15 protein-coding genes and 2 pseudogenes are annotated in these 16,276 nt (G+C 70.6%); 10 read left to right on the forward strand and 7 right to left on the reverse strand.

Annotated elements, in window-relative coordinates; translation table 11 throughout:
* The first annotated feature begins 473 nt into the window (after window positions 1-473).
* Window positions 474-1,772, forward strand: a complete 1,299-nt coding sequence (locus tag ACRX5W_RS21365; protein WP_436789839.1) for an aromatic ring-hydroxylating oxygenase subunit alpha — start codon at window positions 474-476, stop codon at window positions 1,770-1,772.
* Window positions 1,773-1,839: 67 nt separating this feature from the next.
* Here the strand turns inward: ACRX5W_RS21365 and ACRX5W_RS21370 are convergent, their stop codons facing one another.
* A complete protein-coding gene (locus tag ACRX5W_RS21370; protein ID WP_436789840.1) occupies window positions 1,840-2,838 on the reverse strand; it encodes an anion permease in 999 nt (332 codons plus the stop codon).
* A 241-nt stretch (window positions 2,839-3,079) separates the two neighbouring features.
* Between ACRX5W_RS21370 and ACRX5W_RS21375 the strand changes: the two genes are divergently transcribed.
* A complete protein-coding gene (locus ACRX5W_RS21375; RefSeq protein ID WP_436789841.1) occupies window positions 3,080-3,712 on the forward strand; it encodes a hypothetical protein in 633 nt (210 codons plus the stop codon).
* A gap of 109 nt (window positions 3,713-3,821) precedes the next feature.
* Here the strand turns inward: ACRX5W_RS21375 and ACRX5W_RS21380 are convergent, their stop codons facing one another.
* Both ACRX5W_RS21380 and ACRX5W_RS21385 read right to left on the reverse strand, forming a co-directional pair.
* Window positions 3,822-4,232 carry a PIN domain-containing protein gene (locus ACRX5W_RS21380; protein WP_436789842.1) on the reverse strand — a complete coding sequence of 137 codons (411 nt, stop codon included), beginning with the start codon at window positions 4,230-4,232 and terminating at the stop codon, window positions 3,822-3,824.
* Window positions 4,229-4,486 carry a type II toxin-antitoxin system VapB family antitoxin gene (locus tag ACRX5W_RS21385; RefSeq protein ID WP_436789843.1) on the reverse strand — a complete coding sequence of 86 codons (258 nt, stop codon included), beginning with the start codon at window positions 4,484-4,486 and terminating at the stop codon, window positions 4,229-4,231. The genes ACRX5W_RS21380 and ACRX5W_RS21385 overlap by 4 nt, the downstream gene beginning before the upstream one ends.
* Before the next feature lie 135 nt (window positions 4,487-4,621).
* Here ACRX5W_RS21385 and ACRX5W_RS21390 point away from each other — a divergent pair, with 135 nt between their 5' ends.
* The 5 genes from ACRX5W_RS21390 (at window position 4,622) to ACRX5W_RS21410 (ending at window position 9,667) form a co-directional block, all read left to right on the forward strand.
* Complete coding sequence (locus ACRX5W_RS21390; RefSeq protein WP_436789844.1) at window positions 4,622-6,067, forward strand: MFS transporter; 1,446 nt, start codon at window positions 4,622-4,624, stop codon at window positions 6,065-6,067.
* A 195-nt stretch (window positions 6,068-6,262) separates the two neighbouring features.
* On the forward strand, window positions 6,263-7,240 hold the full coding sequence (locus ACRX5W_RS21395) for an alpha/beta fold hydrolase (RefSeq protein ID WP_436789845.1): 978 nt from the start codon (window positions 6,263-6,265) through the stop codon (window positions 7,238-7,240).
* A 155-nt stretch (window positions 7,241-7,395) separates the two neighbouring features.
* Complete coding sequence (locus tag ACRX5W_RS21400; protein WP_436789846.1) at window positions 7,396-8,277, forward strand: LLM class flavin-dependent oxidoreductase; 882 nt, start codon at window positions 7,396-7,398, stop codon at window positions 8,275-8,277.
* Window positions 8,278-8,466: 189 nt separating this feature from the next.
* The gene (locus tag ACRX5W_RS21405) at window positions 8,467-8,730 is read left to right on the forward strand and encodes a hypothetical protein (RefSeq protein ID WP_436789847.1); all 264 of its coding nucleotides are present in this window, start codon (window positions 8,467-8,469) and stop codon (window positions 8,728-8,730) included.
* Between the two features lie 67 nt (window positions 8,731-8,797).
* Window positions 8,798-9,667: a PaaI family thioesterase gene (locus ACRX5W_RS21410; RefSeq protein WP_436789848.1), complete on the forward strand. Its 870-nt coding sequence runs from the start codon at window positions 8,798-8,800 to the stop codon at window positions 9,665-9,667.
* Between the two features lie 450 nt (window positions 9,668-10,117).
* Here the strand turns inward: ACRX5W_RS21410 and ACRX5W_RS21415 are convergent, their stop codons facing one another.
* Both ACRX5W_RS21415 and ACRX5W_RS21420 read right to left on the reverse strand, forming a co-directional pair.
* Entirely contained in the window at window positions 10,118-11,278 is a 1,161-nt protein-coding gene (locus ACRX5W_RS21415; RefSeq protein ID WP_436789849.1) for an ROK family protein, read from the reverse strand.
* A 32-nt stretch (window positions 11,279-11,310) separates the two neighbouring features.
* The gene (locus ACRX5W_RS21420) at window positions 11,311-12,027 is read right to left on the reverse strand and encodes a LysR family substrate-binding domain-containing protein (RefSeq protein ID WP_436789850.1); all 717 of its coding nucleotides are present in this window, start codon (window positions 12,025-12,027) and stop codon (window positions 11,311-11,313) included.
* A gap of 259 nt (window positions 12,028-12,286) precedes the next feature.
* On the opposite strand from ACRX5W_RS21420, the gene ACRX5W_RS21425 reads away from it, so the two are divergent.
* On the forward strand, window positions 12,287-12,781 hold the full coding sequence (locus ACRX5W_RS21425; RefSeq protein ID WP_436789851.1) for a DUF5997 family protein: 495 nt from the start codon (window positions 12,287-12,289) through the stop codon (window positions 12,779-12,781).
* Window positions 12,782-12,802: 21 nt separating this feature from the next.
* Here the strand turns inward: ACRX5W_RS21425 and ACRX5W_RS21430 are convergent.
* Window positions 12,803-12,961 (reverse strand): annotated as a pseudogene (locus ACRX5W_RS21430) (PIN domain-containing protein); the annotation flags it as partial.
* A gap of 301 nt (window positions 12,962-13,262) precedes the next feature.
* Between ACRX5W_RS21430 and ACRX5W_RS21435 the strand changes: the two are divergent.
* Both ACRX5W_RS21435 and ACRX5W_RS21440 read left to right on the forward strand, forming a co-directional pair.
* Window positions 13,263-15,059 (forward strand): NAD-binding protein, encoded by a 1,797-nt coding sequence (locus tag ACRX5W_RS21435; RefSeq protein ID WP_436790009.1) that lies wholly within the window; start codon window positions 13,263-13,265, stop codon window positions 15,057-15,059.
* Window positions 15,060-15,164: 105 nt separating this feature from the next.
* Window positions 15,165-15,524 (forward strand): annotated as a pseudogene (locus ACRX5W_RS21440) (RNA-binding S4 domain-containing protein); the annotation flags it as partial.
* Window positions 15,525-15,555: 31 nt separating this feature from the next.
* On the opposite strand, the gene ACRX5W_RS21445 reads toward ACRX5W_RS21440, so the two are convergent.
* The gene (locus ACRX5W_RS21445; RefSeq protein ID WP_436789852.1) at window positions 15,556-16,215 is read right to left on the reverse strand and encodes a TetR/AcrR family transcriptional regulator; all 660 of its coding nucleotides are present in this window, start codon (window positions 16,213-16,215) and stop codon (window positions 15,556-15,558) included.
* Window positions 16,216-16,276: the final 61 nt, after the last annotated feature.

Genomic DNA, 16,276 nt, shown 5'->3' on the forward strand with positions numbered 1-16,276 from the left:
CCGCCAGACGTCCGCGCCGTTGTCGAGGCGCACCACGCGCGGGGCGTCGTCGGCGTACTTGGCGGGCAGTCGGCCCTCGAACATGTCCGGCGGCTCGATCACGTGGTCGTCGATGCTGATCAGGATCAGGTCGTCCTGGTTCATGGCGGTCCCTTCTGCCGGGATGGGGGGGCGCCGACCGACGGGTTGCCTCGTACGTTTTCGAATCCCGCGCGGTCAACGGGAGTTCACGCTCGCACCGGACAAGACGGTACAGCGGTGCTATGCGGCTGTATAGCGCATCCGGAGTGTGAGTGGAGACGACGGCGGGGTTGCTTCGTCGCCGGATGTCCTCTCGCGGCCCATCAACCGGACGGCACCGTTCGGTGTAACCGATCGGCGTCGGGGGGTTTTCGCCGAGGCCGCCCCCGGGTTGCGTCGCCGGTTGACCAAAACCGGACAGGATCGTACGGTTATGGTCTCACTCATCTCCCGTGGCAGAGCAGTGGCTCGGAGGCAGTCTGATGGCGCACTTTCCCAAGCCCGTCGAGGGCAGTTGGACGGAGCACTTCCCGTATCTCGGGACCGGTCCGATGTCCTTCGAGGACTCCATCTCCCCCGAGCACTACGAGTGGGAGCGCAAGGCGATCTTCCAGCGCACCTGGCTGAACGTGGGACGCGTGGAGCAGGTCCCGAAGACCGGCAGCTTCTTCACGAAGGAACTGCACGCCGCAGGTACGTCGGTCATCATCGTCCGCGACGGCGAAGGCGAGATCCGGGCGTTCCACAACCTCTGCCGCCACCGCGGCAACAAGCTGGTGTGGAACGACTATCCCGGCGAGGAAGTCAGCGGTACCACACGGCAGTTGACGTGCAAGTACCACGGCTGGCGGTACGGCCTCGACGGCGCGTGCACATTCGTCCAGCAGGAACAGGAGTTCTTCGACCTCGACAAGGCGAAGCTCGGCCTGAAGTCCGTGCGCTGCGAAATCTGGGAGGGCTTCGTCTTCGTCAACCTCGACGACGACGCGGCACCGCTGACCGAATATCTCGGGCGGTTCGCGAAGGGCCTGACCGGCTACCCGTTCGGCGAGATGACCGAGGTCTACAAGTACCGCGCGGACGTCGGCAGCAACTGGAAGCTCTACATCGACGCGTTCGCCGAGTTCTACCACGCGCCGATCCTCCACGCGAAGCAGTACGTCGACGGCGAGAACCAGAAGCTGCGCGGCTACGGCTACGAGGGCCTGCACTACGACCTCGACGGCCCGCACTCGGTGCAGTCGGCGTGGGGCGGCATGGCCCCGCCGAAGGACTTGGGCATGGTCAAGCCGATCGAACAGGTGCTGCGCAGCGGCAATTTCGGCCCGTGGGACCGGCCCGACCTGCCCGGCCTGGACCCGCTGCCCGAGGGCGTCAACCCGTCCAAGCACCGCGCGTGGGGCCTGGACTCGTACGTGTTCTTCCCGAACTTCATGATCGTGGTGTGGGCGCCGGGGTGGTATCTCACCTACCACTACTGGCCGACCTCGTACAACACCCACATCTTCGAGGGGACGTGCTACTTCGCCCCGCCGGAGAACGCGCTCCAGCGGCTGCGCCAGGAGCTGGCCGTCGTGACGTTCAAGGAGTTCGCGCTCCAGGACTGCAACACCCTCGAAGCCACCCAGACCATGCTCGAAGGGCGGCACGTCACCGAGTTCCCGGTGTGCGACCAGGAGATGCTGATCCGGCACCTGCACCGGTCGGCGAGCGACTTCGTCGACGCCTACCGCGCACAGTTGGAGGCGTAGGAACCGGCCGGCGCCGAGATCCGCGGACCCGGGTTCGCCGATCTCGGCGCCTGCACCTCAGGGCGCGTCAGATGCGGAAGACGTAGTGGGCCACCGCGTACACCGCCGCGGCGACGAGTGCCGCGCCCGGGAGGGTGAGCACCCAGGCGACCACGATGTTGCGTGCGACGCCCCAGCGCACCGCGGAGAAGCGGCGGGTGGCGCCGGCGCCGAGGATCGCCGACGTGATGGTCTGCGTCGTCGAGATCGGCGCCTTCCAGACGAACGCCGTCGTGTAGAGGATCGCCGACGCGGTGGCCTCCGAGGCGAAGCCGCGCGGCGGGTCCAGGTGCACGATGCGGCGGCCGAGCGTACGGATGATGCGCCAGCCGCCCGCGTACGTCCCGGCCGCCATCGCGAGCGCGACGGAGAAGACGACCCACTCCGGGACCTGGAAACCGTCCTGGTAGCCCACGGTGACCAGCGCCAAGACGATCACGCCCATGGTCTTCTGCGCGTCCTGCAACCCGTGCCCGAGTCCCATCGCGGCGGCCGACACGGTCTGCGAGATCTTGAAACGGCGGTTGGTGGCCGCGGGCTGGGCACGCCGGAACGTCCACAGGATGACGACCATCAGCAGGTACGCGACGACGAATCCGATGAGCGGCGACACCAGCATCGGGATGACGACCTTCTCCAGGACCCCGTCCCACTGAACTCCGCTCGACGCACCCAGCGCGGCGCCGATGAGGCCGCCGATCAGGGCGTGTGACGACGACGTCGGCAGGCCCAGGCGCCAGGTGATCAGGTTCCAGGCGATGGCGCCGATGAGGGCGGAGAACACCACCAGCAGGCCGCCGGTCCCGGTCGGCGTGTCGATGATGCCCGAGCCGACGGTCTTCGCGACCTCGGTGCCCAGATGCGCGCCGATGAGGTTCATCACTGCCGCCATGGCCAGGGCGACCCGCGGCGTGAGGGCCCGGGTGGAGACCGACGTGGCGATCGCGTTGGCGGCGTCGTGGAAGCCGTTGGTGAAGTCGAAGGCCAGCGCGACGACGACGATCACGATCACCGCAGCAAGGTCCACGGGTTTCCCTCTGTACTCGGATTCCTTCGGCGGGCCTTGTGGTTCGGCTTGCCGCAGGGGCTCGTGTTACCGCTGGTTCCGGTGATGGACCAATCGTCGGAAGAGTTCATTTTTGTGTTACGGCATGGCCGGTTGCCCGGCCGCGACGGCGGACAGTGTCCTAGTTGGATGCATGCCTACCATGAAGTGTGTCCTGGGTCACACATCATGGCCGTCTCCGTGAGCCGCCGAGGAGGGCGTCGTGTCGTACCAGTGGCAAGGGCCGTGGCAGCCAATGCGGCCATCCGATGAGCAGCCTCCGCACTCGGCGCCCGTGCTGGGCCGGGGCAGGCACCTGAACCCACGCGACGGCGCGTGTCTGATGGAGTACGTCAGCTTCCTCTCCGGCGGGCCGTTCACCGACACCCCCGCATGCACCGACCGGCTCGTGGCGATAGTGGCGATCCTCGCCAACGACAACGTCGCCGGCCCGCGCCGCCGAGAACTCATCCGGTACGCACCCGCACTGGCCGCCGCGGGCCCCCGCACCGACCGCGAACGCGTGATGACACTGATCGCGGTGCTCGACGTCGCGGCACGGTACTCCGGCAGCACCGAGATCACCCGCCTCCGCCGGCGCGCCGAACGCCGCCTCGTGCGGCTGACCCGCCGACCTGGGCGTACCGGGTGGAAGGCCCGCCTCGACGAGGCCGTGTGGTTGCCGGGCACCGCCCGCCGGTCCCTGGAATCCGCAGTCGCCGCGTTGGCCGTGCTGCCCCCGGACCACCGCGACAAGGCGTTGATCGCCATGCTCGACGCGGCATTGGCCCGGCCGTCTTCGGTCCGCACTTCGGGCCGGACCCCCGCGCCTCGCTCCCACGCGGTGGCCGGCTGACCACCGACGTCGCCTGCCGGTCGTGGCCGCGCTGGGCGGGGTTCCGGAGGTAGGGACGCGCGTCGCCCCACGCGGTCGGCGCCCCGGCCGGAGACGTCGGCCTCAAGTGTCAGACGATGTCGCGAACGTTGTGCTCGGTCACATCGGGCGCGTGACGCGCGACCGTGCGGTAGTCGGCGTCGTCGTGAAGAACGGTCAGGCCGTGGTAAGCCGCAGTGGCGGCGATGATCAGGTCGACCGCCGAGGCGCTGCGGTGTGCTCCCGCCCGAGCCATTCGATGTTGCACCGCGCTGATCCAGCGCCCGGCATTCTTGGGCACCGAGACGTCGGGGTAGAGGTCGGCGAACAAGTCGGCGATCTCGTCGTACTCACGACTGTTGCGCGCGCTGTAGAGGAACTCGGCGCGCTGCGGGTAGCAGGAAGCGATCGCTTCCGCATCGATCGCGTCGAACCAGGCTGCCTGCAACTTAGGGTCGCTGAGCAGCCGGACCAGCCCGGAGGTGTCGAGCAGGTAGATCACCGACTGTCCTTTTCCTCCGCGTGCCGACGCTCGGCGTCCTCGATGGCTCCCCAATGGCGGGCGCGCTCGAAATGGCGGCTTATACGCATTGCGCGATCTTGCCGATCGGCATACGCGTTGAGGGCGAGATTGACCGCTTCCTTCTTGGTCTTGGCCTTGGACAGGGCCATGACGCGGTCCAGGGCGTCGTCGTCGAGGTCGATCTGCGTCACGGACACGGTGCCTCCAGGGACGGCGATGTTGGTGTTGTCCAAAACATTGTATGTCACCTACATGCACGCGTGTGCGCCGATGTGCATCGGCCACATGATGTGCTGTATACACACTCTGTGCACCATGCATATTCATGTGGTGTGCATCTTTGCAAGGGCAAGATCAGGAGCACCCCCGTGGCAAGTCCCCCTCCCCAATCCCGGCCCGGCGCCATCGTCGGTGTCCTGGCCTTCGGCGGCATCGTCGCGTCGCTGATGCAGAGCCTGGTGATCCCGCTGCTCGGCGACCTGCCGGAGATCCTGGACACCTCCGCGTCCAACGCGAGCTGGATCGTCACGGTGACCCTGCTGATGACCGCGGTCGCCACTCCGGTCAGCGGCCGGCTCGGGGACTTGTACGGCAAGCGCCGCATGCTGCTGATCTGCACGGTTCCGCTGATCGCCGGTTCGGTGATCTGCGCGCTCGCGGGGTCGCTGATCCCGATGATCATCGGCCGCGCGCTCCAGGGCATCGGTGCCGGCGTCGTGCCGTTGGGCATGAGCGCGCTGCGGGACCTGCTGCCGCCCGAGCGCCTCGGCTCCGGCATCGCGCTGATCAGCTCGTCGCTCGGCATCGGTGCCGCGCTCGGCCTGCCGATCGCCGCCGCGGTGACCGAGAACGCGGACTGGCGCGTGCTGTTCTGGAGCGCGGCGGTGCTGAGCGCGCTGGCCGCCGTGCTGATCTGGTTCCTGGTGCCCGAGTCGCCGAGGCGTACCGGAGGCAAATTCGACTTCGTCGGTGCGCTGGGTCTGGGCGCCGGGCTGGTCTGCCTGCTGCTGCCGGTCTCCAAGGGCGCCGACTGGGGCTGGGGCAGTGCCACCACCCTCGGTCTTCTCGCGGCGTCCGCGGTGATCCTTTTCGTGTGGGGCCGGTGGGAACTGCGCACCGGCGACCCGCTGGTCGACCTGCGGATCGCCGCCCGGCCGCAGGTCCTGGTGACGAACACCGCGTCGATCGTCCTCGGCCTGGCGATGTACGCGCAGGCGCTGATCCTCCCGCAGCTCCTCCAGCTCCCCGAGGAAACCGGCTACGGCCTGGGCCAGTCGATGCTGGCGATGGGCCTGTGGATGGCCCCGTCCGGCGTGATGATGATGGTCGTCTCGCCGCTCGGCGCGAAGCTGTCGGCCGTACGCGGGCCCAAGGTCACCCTGGTCGTCGGCGCGCTGGTCATGGCACTGGGGTACGGCGTGTCCGTCTTCATGATGGGCGCCGCGTGGGCCGTCATGGTCGTCTCGTGCGTCTGCATGATCGGACTCGCCCTGGCGTACGGCGCGATGCCCGCGCTGATCATGGGCGGCGTGCCGATGTCCGAGACCGGTTCCGCCAACAGCTTCAACGCACTCATGCGCGCGGTCGGCACGACCGTGTCGGCGGCCGTCGTCGGCGTGATCCTGGCCCAGATGACCACCGACTTCGGCGGACGCGCGCTCCCGTCCGAAGACGGCTTCCACACCGCGATGCTGATCGGCTGCGGCATCTCCGTGGCCGCTGCGGTGATCGCCGCGTTGATCCCGACACGGCACACGCGAGCGACCCCCGAGCCGGTCGCCGCCACCAAGTCCTCCGGAGTGCCGGTGGGTTGACGGGTCGACACCGTCACGGCCGGGGGAGGAAGGGCGCTGCTTCGCGGCGCGCTTCCTCCCCTGGCCTCGTGAACGCCCGAATCAGTGAACGAGCCCTCGACGACTTGCCGGAACGGCAAGAGCGTTCACGGTGGCGGTGCGCGCTCCCGCATGATCGGCCTGTTGGTCATGGCGTAGGAGATCCGAGGAGGACTCATGCCGCAGGACGCCGGTCTCACCCATCACCTCGTGCGCTCGCCCGCCGGGCGGATCCATCTGGTCGAACAGGGCAGCGGGCCCCTGGTGTTGCTGGTGCATGGATTTCCCGAGTCGTGGTACTCGTGGCGGCGGCAGCTTCCGGTGCTGGCCGCGGCCGGGTTCCGGGCAGTCGCGGTGGATGTGCGCGGGTACGGGCGCTCGTCCAGGCCCGGCGACCCGGCCGCGTACCGGATGCTCGACCTCATCGACGACAACGTGGCCGTGGTCGAGGCGTTGGGCGAGCAGTCGGCGGTGATCGTCGGCCACGACTGGGGCGCGACGATCGCGGCGAACTCGGCGCTGGTGCGGCCGGAAGTGTTTCGCGCGGTGGGGCTGCTGAGTGTGCCGTACTCGCCGCCGGGCGGGCCGAAGCCCAGCGAGGTCTTCGCGCAGATGGGCGGGGACGAGGAGTTCTACGTCTCGTACTTCCAGGAGCCCGGTCGGGCCGAGAGCGAGATCGAGCCCGATGTGCGTGGGTGGCTCGCGGGCTTCTACTCGGCGCTGTCCGCCGACACCATGCCGCAACCGGGCACGCCCGACCCGCACTTCGTCAGCCGGGGCGGAACGCTGCGGGAACGGTTCCCCCAGGGCCGGCTTCCCGGGTGGCTCGGTGAGCGCGAACTCGACTTCTACGCCGGGGAGTTCGAACGTACCGGCCTGACCGGCGCACTCAACCGCTACCGCAACATGGACCGCGACTGGTCTGACCTCGCAGGCTTCGCCGGCGCGCCGGTCCCCCAGCCGTCGTTGTTCCTCGGCGGCAGCCGGGACGCGTCCACGATGTGGCTGTCCGACGCCGTCAAGGCGTTCGAGACGACGCTCCCCGGACTGGCCGCGTCGCACATCCTGGATGACTGCGGCCACTGGATCCAGCAGGAGCGCCCCGACGAGGTCAACCGCCTGCTGGTCGACTGGCTTGCGTCCCTACCGGGCTGAATTCCACGGCCGGGCGGCAGCGCATACCCATCAGGCGGACATCGTCGCGCCCCTCCGCCTTCAGCGTCGCAAGAGCGTGGCTTGGGACCGTGGCACACGACGATATTCCTCCGCGGCCATTGCACCCTGCGGGTCCGTGCGGGACCATCCGGCGCGTGGACATCGCGATGACGCTGCCGACCATGCTGCCCCACGGCCGTGACGAAGTGCTTCGGTGGTGCCGCGGCATCGACGAGGGCCCCTGGTCGTCCCTCGCGGTTCCGGAGCGGGTCACCTATCCCAGTCACTCGCTGATGGTGCAACTGTCCGCCGCCGCCGCGCTCACCGAACGCGTCCGCCTGTGGACCACCATCGTCATCCTGCCGTCGCACCCGGCCGTACGCATGGCCAAGGACCTGGCATCGGTGGACCGGCTGTCCCACGGCCGCCTCACCGTCGGTGTGGGGGTCGGCGGGCGCGAGGCCGACTATCAAGCGGTCGATGCCTCGTTCGCACGCCGCTGGTCGCGCATGGACGCGCAGGTCGCGCGCATGCGGGCGGTCTGGGCCGGAGAGCCCCCGGCCGCGGGTCTCGACCCCGTGGGACCGCCGCCCGTGCAGGTCGGCGGCCCCCCGCTGGTCGCCGGAGCCATCGGCCCCAAGGCCGTGGCGCGAGCCGCGCGTTGGGCCTCGGGCATCGACGACGGGACGGCGATCGTCACCCCGGTCCCCGAGACGCTGAGAAGCGTCGCGGCGAACGTGCGCAAGGCTTGGCGTGACGCCGGACGCAGCGATGAACCGCATCTGTCCACCAGCCTGTGGTACGCGCTGGGGAACGATGCCCGGGAACAACTCCACGGCTACGCCTACGACTACATGCGCATTTTCGGCGACGAGATGGCCGAGGCCATGGCGGACAGTACGACGGCCCACTCGCCCCAAGCCCTGCGCGACGCCGTCGACATGGTTCGCGAAGCGGGCTACCACGAACTCTTCCTCGTGCCCACCACCGCCGACCCCGACGAACTCGCCCGCACGCGCGATGCGTTGGGTGTCTGAGGCGTGGCGGAGGCTTGAAGCTTCGGGCGGCTCGCGGGCGTTTGGGGTGCCGACCATCGCCGATCTCGGCGAACTCGCCCGCACGCGCGATGCGTTGGGTGTCTGATGCGTGGTGGCGCCTGAACCTCCGGATGACTCGCGGGCGTTTTCGTGTACGTGTGCGGTGCCTGGGACGGATTCATCGGCAGCGTGAGCGGCGCCGCGCTGATGGCGGCCATACGCACGCTGGTGCCGCGCGACAAACTCGCGTCGGCGGGCGCGCTCGTCGCACTCACCACCGACCTCGGTTCGCTGATCTCGCCTGCCTTGTGCGCCTTGCTGCGCAACGCGCGGCTGACGGACGAGAACGACGAGCTCGTCGGTTCCGGCTCGTCTCGCTCGGTTCCTTCCCCGCCACCGGCCCGGTCGCTGCCACACGGGCAGGGCCCGCACGGGGACGAAACATTGCTCTGATAAACAACGCCCTGTAAGTCGAGAATGATGTTCCGCCCCGCGCGGTGCAACCGTCGAACGAGGAACCGTGACCACGCACAACACCGAAACAGAACCGCTCAGCCGACGAGGCGGGGGCCCGACGCTCCTCTTCGGCGTCCGCGTCAACAGTCGTCCTGACGGCGAGATTTGGCGCGCGGCCATGGACACGGGCCCGTGGACGGCGGGCCTCGACGGCACCGCCGACAGTGCTGCGCTGAGCGTCCTGATCGACGCCACCCTCGGCAGGGCGGCGACCGCGCACCGCCCCGCGAATCTGTGGCCGGTCACCACCGAGCTGTCGATCGACTATCCGGCGCCGCCCCCGTGCGACGGCCAAGGCATCACTTTCGACGGCCGGGTCGTCGCGGCGCAGCAACACGGGGCGCTGGTGACCGGGACGGCCGCGGACGAGACGGGCCGGCCCCTGGCCGTCGCGACGCTGCGCAGCCGGTTCATCCCGGGCGTGACGGTCGACCTCCCCGCGGACGTATTGAGCCGCCCCGGGCTCGCGCTTTCGCCGGAGGACTTCGTCATGGAGGAGGAGCCTCCGCACCGCGAATCGCTGATGTCCATACTGAACGCGTCACTCCGCACGGACGAGCACGCGGCGACCCTGCGCGTACCAGGCGACCCCCTGCTCGCCAACGGCACCGGCGCCATGCACGGCGGAATCGCCCTGTGCGCCTCGCAACTCGCGGCATCGCACCTGATCGGCACCGCCGACGGCATGGCGGTCGCATCCGCGCGCATCACCTACGTGCGCCAGATCGAGATGACCGGAGACACCGACTTCGTCGCCCGCATCGTCCACGCGGGTCGGACCTTCCGGCTGGTGGAGGTCACGGCGTACACGCCCAATGGCAAGGTTGGGACGGTCACGACGATCGCGGGGTACGCCGACACGAGACGGGGATGACACCGCCGGGCGCTGCGGGAGGATTCGCAGCGGGGACGCCGCGCGGGTCCGCCGCAGCAGTCCGGAGAAGCCCATGCCCGGAGCGGTCGGCGTCGGGAGCGGGGTGTCGACGACCGATGCCCGTCGTGCGCTCCCGTTGCCGGAGGCGATCAGGTTGCCGCCTGGCAATCCCTCACGGTTGCCCACGACACCGCGTATCTCGGCGGCACCGACAGCGGGCTGAACGCGGTACGGGCCTGAGCGCGTACGACGCGAGCGGAACGCGAAGCACTCGTCGGACGCGCACGTTCCGCACGGCTGGGGTCATGCTCAATCGGGCTGACCTTGGACAGGATCTGCGCGATCACCGCCGGGGGCCTGACCCTGATCCTCACGACCTGTCGCCCTCAGCGAGAAGACCACACGGAGGCCGCCCCCGGCAACGTTGAACGGGCGGGGACGAGGCCCCGGTCAGGTGGTCAGGTCGAGCGGATTGCCGAAGATGTGCGCGACGACCAGCCCCGCTGCGCCCAACACGGCTGCCCCGCCCCCGAGTTGGGACGTGCGCAAAGTCGGGGAGCCGCCACGGATGCGGCTGCCGCCCTGTTGCAGGGCCGACCGGATCGAGGGAACGAGCCACGGAGCGAGGTTCGCGTGGAGGCCGCTCAGGACGACGGTGTCGGGGTCGAGCAGGTTGACGGCGGCGACGAGGGCCGTGCCCAGGCCGCGGCCGGCGCGTTCGACGGCGGTACGGGCACGGGAGTCGCCCGCGTCCAACAAATCCCGCAGGCGCACCACGGCGTCGCCCGGTGCGTCGATGAGACCAGCGGCGCGCAACAGCGCTTCCTGGCCTGCGATTTGCTCCAGGCAACCGCGCCCCCCGCACTGGCACGGGGGACCGTCCGGGTCGACGATCACGTGGCCGATCTCGCCCGCCGAGCCGTGCGCGCCCCGGAAGAGCCGCCCGGACACCACGACGCCCGCCCCGATCCCGGTCTCGCCCGACACCTGGATGTAGTCGCCGAACTCGGCACCCGCGCCGAACCACAGTTCCCCGAGCGCGGCAAGATTGGCCTCGTTGTCGACGCCGACCAGCCGAATGCCCTCCGGCAGAGCCGTGCGGAGCAGGGCGGCGACGGGTTGGTCCTGCCAGCCGAGATTGGGCGCGGTGACGGTCCCGGCGGCCTGGTCGACCACGCCCGGCAGTGCCGCGACCGCGCCGACCGGCCGCAGTCCTGCCTCCGCTGCCTCGGCGGTGACGTCGCACGCGAGGCGGCCGAGCGCGTCGAGGGTTTCGGCCGGGGCCGCGCCCAGGTTGTCGCGGGGGAGAGTGCGGCGTACCCGGACCTTGCGGGTGAGATCGGCGACGCACGCCGCGAGGTAATGCCCGTTGACCTCAAGCCCGAGCGCCGCGACCGGCCTCGGCGCGACGGAGACCGGCGCCCCGGGACGTCCCCGGCCGCCGTCCTTGACCGGCTCGGCGTCGGTGACGAGGCACAGCTCGGAAAGCCGGGTCACCTGCGCGGACACCGTTGTTTTCGTGAGCCCGGTCAGCTCCGCGAGACGCGCCCGCGTGACCGGCTGGTGCCGGTCGACCGCGTCGAGGACCAGCACCAGATTTCGGTCCCGCATGCCGCTGAGGTGGGTGGGACTGTCGGGCACGCTCACGGTCGCCTGCCGCGCCTCGGACGTTTGGGCGTACGCGAGCCGGCGCGCGGCTGCCGGCGGGCATCCGGGCGTTTCGCGGTGGCGGCCTGCGGCGGTGTCGGCGCTCGGCCGCGCGAGCTGTTCACCGTCCGGCCGCGCACGATGCCGATGAACTCCTCGACCAGGTCCGTCGTCGCGGCCTCGGGCCACGCCAAGGCGACACGCGATTGCGCGGCGTCCGACACCGGCCGGTACGTGAGGTCCCTGCGGTGATGCAGACGCGCGAGCGACATCGGGACGAGCAGGACCCCGACACCCGCTGCGACCAGCTCGATCGCGTCGGCGGTGGTGTCCGGGCGCGCGATGGCCGGCCGCCCGGGCAACGTTTCCCAGCGCAGCGTGTCGTCGAGCGGGTGCAGCACGATCTCGTCGTCGAGGTCGCCGAGCGTGATCTCGTCGGCGGCGGTCACGAGGTGGTCCTTGGGCACCACCGCGACCGTGGTCTCGGTGTAGAGAGGGATCGCGGACAGGTCCGCGCGATCGAGCGGCAGCCGTACGAGCCCCGCGTCGGCGGTGCGTTCACCCAGCACACCGGCGGCGTCGACGGCTGCCGTCGGAACCAGCGCGAGGCGTACGTCGGGCAACCGCTCCGACCAGATCCGCACCCATTTGGCGGGAGTCGTCCCCGGGACGTACGCGAGCCGAAAGGAGGCGGAGGAGTCGGAACCGGTCACGGGCCCAGGCTACCGGCCGTGATCAGGGCGGTTGCGGGGACGCCGGGCCCGCTCCCGCCGGGCGGCGGGCGCGGGCGTCGACGCGGGGTGCGGGTGACGACGCTTCGTGGGCGCTCGGGACCTGTCCGACGTGGGGGCGGACGTTGTGCCGGAATCGGACCCGCCGGGGGAGCGCGTGCGGCGCTTGCTGCGCACGAGCGGCGGCCGGCAGTCGGGGCGGGCGGGAGCTCGCCCGGCCCGCACTCGTTAGGCTGTCGGGATGACGTCGCACAAGACCGCCCAGACCATGAAGCCCGCGACCGCGGCGAAGAAACTGGGTGTGTACCTCCCCGCCACCCCCGCCGAGTTCCAGGACGGGGTCGTCTCGCGCGACGAACTGGACGCCCTGCAAGCCGAACCACCCGCCTGGCTGGCCGAGTTGCGCCGCAACGGCCCGCACCCGAGGCCCGTGGTCGCGGCGCGGCTGGGCGTCTCCATCTCGGGCCTCGCACGCGGCGGGATCACCGAGGCGCTGACCACCGCGGAGATCGATGCGCTGAAGGCGGACCCGCCCGCGTGGCTGCGCGAGGAGCGCGTCATCGCCGAGGAGGTCCGCAAGGAGCAGGCACGGCTCCGGGAATTGCAGAAGGCGCGGGAGAAGAAGGAGCAGGCCGCCGCACGCGAGGACGCGGCGGGCGCGGGTCGGAGCACGTCACGGACCGGTTCCCGGGGCGGCCCGGCACCGAAGGGACGCGCGGCACGTTCGGGCTACTGACGCGGCGCGTCGACTCAGGCGTCAGTCGGCTGTGCCCGCCGGGACGATCCATCGATGTGACTGACCGGTGAGCGCGGCAATCTGCTGGTAGTCCTCGTCATAGTGCAGAACGGTTGCGCCGTACCGCTCGGCAGTGGCGGCAATCACCAGGTCGGCCATGGGGAAGGCCCGGAGATTGCCGCCGCGCGTCGCCTTCCGTGCAGTGCCGCGCCGCGTGCCCGGTTTCGCCGCTCCGCGAGGGACAAGTGTGCGGGGCGCGAGGGAAGTTCGGGTCGTTGCGAACGCCCGGTTGCGGCAAGGTGGGGGCGTGACCTTCGTACCCGAGCAGACTCCGGCTTCCCCCGACGCCGGGAACGCGCAGCGCGCCGAGGTGATCGCCGGCATCCAAAGCGGCCGCGATTCCGGGGAGTTCGATCCCATCGGAGGCACCTGGTACGTGTCGGCGACCGACGGGTCGGGAGACCCGCCGGCGACCGCGCCCATGGTGGTCTGCGGCGACGATGCGCTCGCTTATCGGCTGACCAGCGAACTCGCCCGGCTGTACGAGCAACCGGTGACCGCCGTCGTGACCTCCGCGCGGTCCACCAGCAGCCTGCGCATCCAGCGACTGGCCCGCGCGGAAAGCCTGCCGATCGTCATGATCGAGGCCGCCTCACCCAGCGAGGACGTGCTGCTCCGCGCCGGCGTCGCGCGAGCGGAGGCGCTGGCGCTCACCTACACCGACGATCAGAGGAACATCCACGCGGCTTTGCGCGCCCGCCGGATCAACCCGCAAATCCGTTTGGTGATCCGGCTGTTCAACCGCAAGCTGGGGCGCTACGTCGAGGACTTGCTCACCCGGGCCACACTCACCGGCGACGCGTCCGCACCCGAGACGACCACCACGGTCCTCTCGGACGCGGACACCGCCGCGCCCGCCCTCGTCGCCGCCGCGTTGGCGGGGCAGCGGAGCCGCATCGTCGAGGCGGGCGGCCTGCTGCTGCGCGCCGCCGACCGCACGGCCGGGGAGCCGGTCGGCCCGGTCGCGAGCGGCGAACTGTGCACGCTGGCCATCCTGTCCGACCCCGCCGCACCCCGCCGAGCCGACGCGGACCCGGACCCGGGACCGCAGCTGCTGCCCGACGAGGACCGTGTCGAGGCCGTCGCCTCCTCCCGCAACCGTGTCGTGCTGGAGACCATCACCCGGCAGTCCGCGCACCCCGAACAGGTGTCTCCCGCAAGGAGGTTGCGCAGTCGACTGCCCCGCGTTCCGTTCGCCGAGCTGTTCCCGCAGCGCCTCGTGGTCGCGGTCGCGATACTCGTGGGCCTGGAAATGGTGTTCGCCGTGCTCACGTGGCGGGTCACCTCCGAACCGCCGTTACGGGCCGCGTACTTGTCGATCCTCGACCTGTTCGGCATGGGTGACCCCGCGATCGGCGAGCGCAAGGGTCGGCAGATCCTCCAACTGCTGTCCGGGCTCACCGGGTTGGCGCTGCTGCCGGTGCTCTTCGCGGTGGTGCTCCAGGCGTTCGGGGCGTTCCGTACCGCGAGTTCGCTGCGCCAGCCGCCGCGCGGACTCTCCGGCCACCTCGTGCTGATGGGCCTCGGCAAGGTCGGCAGCCGGGTCCTGGACCACCTCCACAAGCTGGGCATCGACGTCGTCTGCGTCGAACAGGACCCGCAGGCCCGGGGCGTGGCGTTGGCGAGATCGCTGCACGTGCCGGTGATCATCGGAGACGCTACACAAGAAGGCGTGTTGGAGTCGGCTCTGATCGAATCCGCCGACGCAGTCCTCGCGTTGACGAGCAGCGACAGCAGCAACATGGAGACCGCGTTGTACGCGCGCGAATGCAAGCCGGACATCCGCGTGGTCATGCGGCTCTTCGACGACGACTTCGCCGCGGTGGTCAACCAGGCCATGCGCGCGTCGCATCCGCACGCGACGACGCGCAGCCGAAGCGTGTCCACACTCGCCGCACCGTCGTTCGCCGCGGCGATGATGGGCCGTCAGATCCTCGGCGCGCTGCCCGTCGAGCGCAGCGTGCTCGTCTTCGTCGCACTCGAAGTCGGCAGCCGCCCGGAGTTCGTCGGCCGGACCGTCGAGGAGGCCTTCCGACCGGGCGCGTGGCGCGTCCTCGCCCTCGACCTCGCCGCCTCGGAGGACCCGGCCGCCACGGAACTCGCGTGGGGGTTGCACCAGGGCTACGTCCTCGACGCCCACGACCGCGTCGTGCTGGCCACCACGCGGCGCGGCCTCGCGGAACTCCTCCAGCCGCGCCCGGCGACCCGGCCGCGCTGACCCCGCGCCGGGGCCGCCGCGTACCGGCCGGAAACTCTTTCGGCGACGGCCGCGACCGGCGTTAGAGTCGACCGCATGGCAGGAGCTGAGACGACGCAGGGCCCCGCGAGCGTGCGCGTGGATGCGTGGATCTGGTCGGTACGTCTGACCAAGACCCGCTCGATCGCGGCCACCGCGTGCAAGGCCGGACACGTGCGGGTCAACGGCGAGCGCGTCAAACCCGCGCACACACTGCGCGTGGGCGACGAGGTACGCCTGCGCCACGAGGGCCGCGAGCGGATCGTGGTCGTCACCCGTCTCATCCTCAAGCGCGTCGGCGCCGCCATCGCCGCCGAGTGTTACACCGACAACAGCCCGCCGCCCCCGCCTCGCGAGGCCGCCGCCGCGGTCGGCATCCGCGACCGGGGCACCGGCCGCCCCACGAAACGCGACCGCCGCGTCCTCGACCAGTTGCGCGGCCTCTGACGGGCAGCCGGGGCCTTCGCGTCGGCTTCCCTCAGGACGGGTCCGTGCGGTCCAGTGCCTCGTAGCGCCTTGTCAGCCCGTCCAGCAGCGCGGCCAGGCCGGTTTCGAACGCAGCCTCGTTGATCTCCCGTTGTGCCTCCGCGAGCAGGTGTGCCTGGTCGAGGTGGGGATAGGCGCCCGCGTACAGCTTCGCGTCGTCGGGGAATCCGCCCGCGAACGAACCGAGTGCCGACCCGGTCACGAAGTAACGCATCAGGACACCGATGCGTGTCGCCTGCGCACGCGGCCAGCCCGCCGCGATCAGCACGCCGAAGACCGCGTCGGCCATGCGCAGGGCGTTGGGGCGGCGGCCGGGGCCGGGGGCCAGGGCCGGGACGACGTTCGGGTGCGCGGCGAGCGCGGCGCGGTACGACCGGGCCCAGGCCGCGACCGGCTCCTGCCACGCGCGCGCGTCGGGGATCCCCGACTCACGCAGGACGTCGACGTCCACCTCGCCGAGCACGCTGTCGACGACGGCGTCGATCAGTTCGTCCTTGGTCGCGAAGTGGTTGTAGAGCGCGGGCCCGCTGACCCCGAGTTCGGTGGCCAGCCGTCGGGTGGAAACGGCGTCCAGGCCCTCGGCGTCGACGAGCGCGAGGGCGGCGGCGACGATGCGGTCGCGACTGAGCAGCGGTTGGCGGGGCCGACCCACGAACGGGCCTCCTGGTTCTGCTTGGTCTCTCATCGGCTGGGTCCGGCCGAACCCGGGGTGA

Source organism: Yinghuangia sp. YIM S10712 (assembly GCF_051388935.1).
Lineage (GTDB): Bacteria > Actinomycetota > Actinomycetes > Streptomycetales > Streptomycetaceae > Yinghuangia.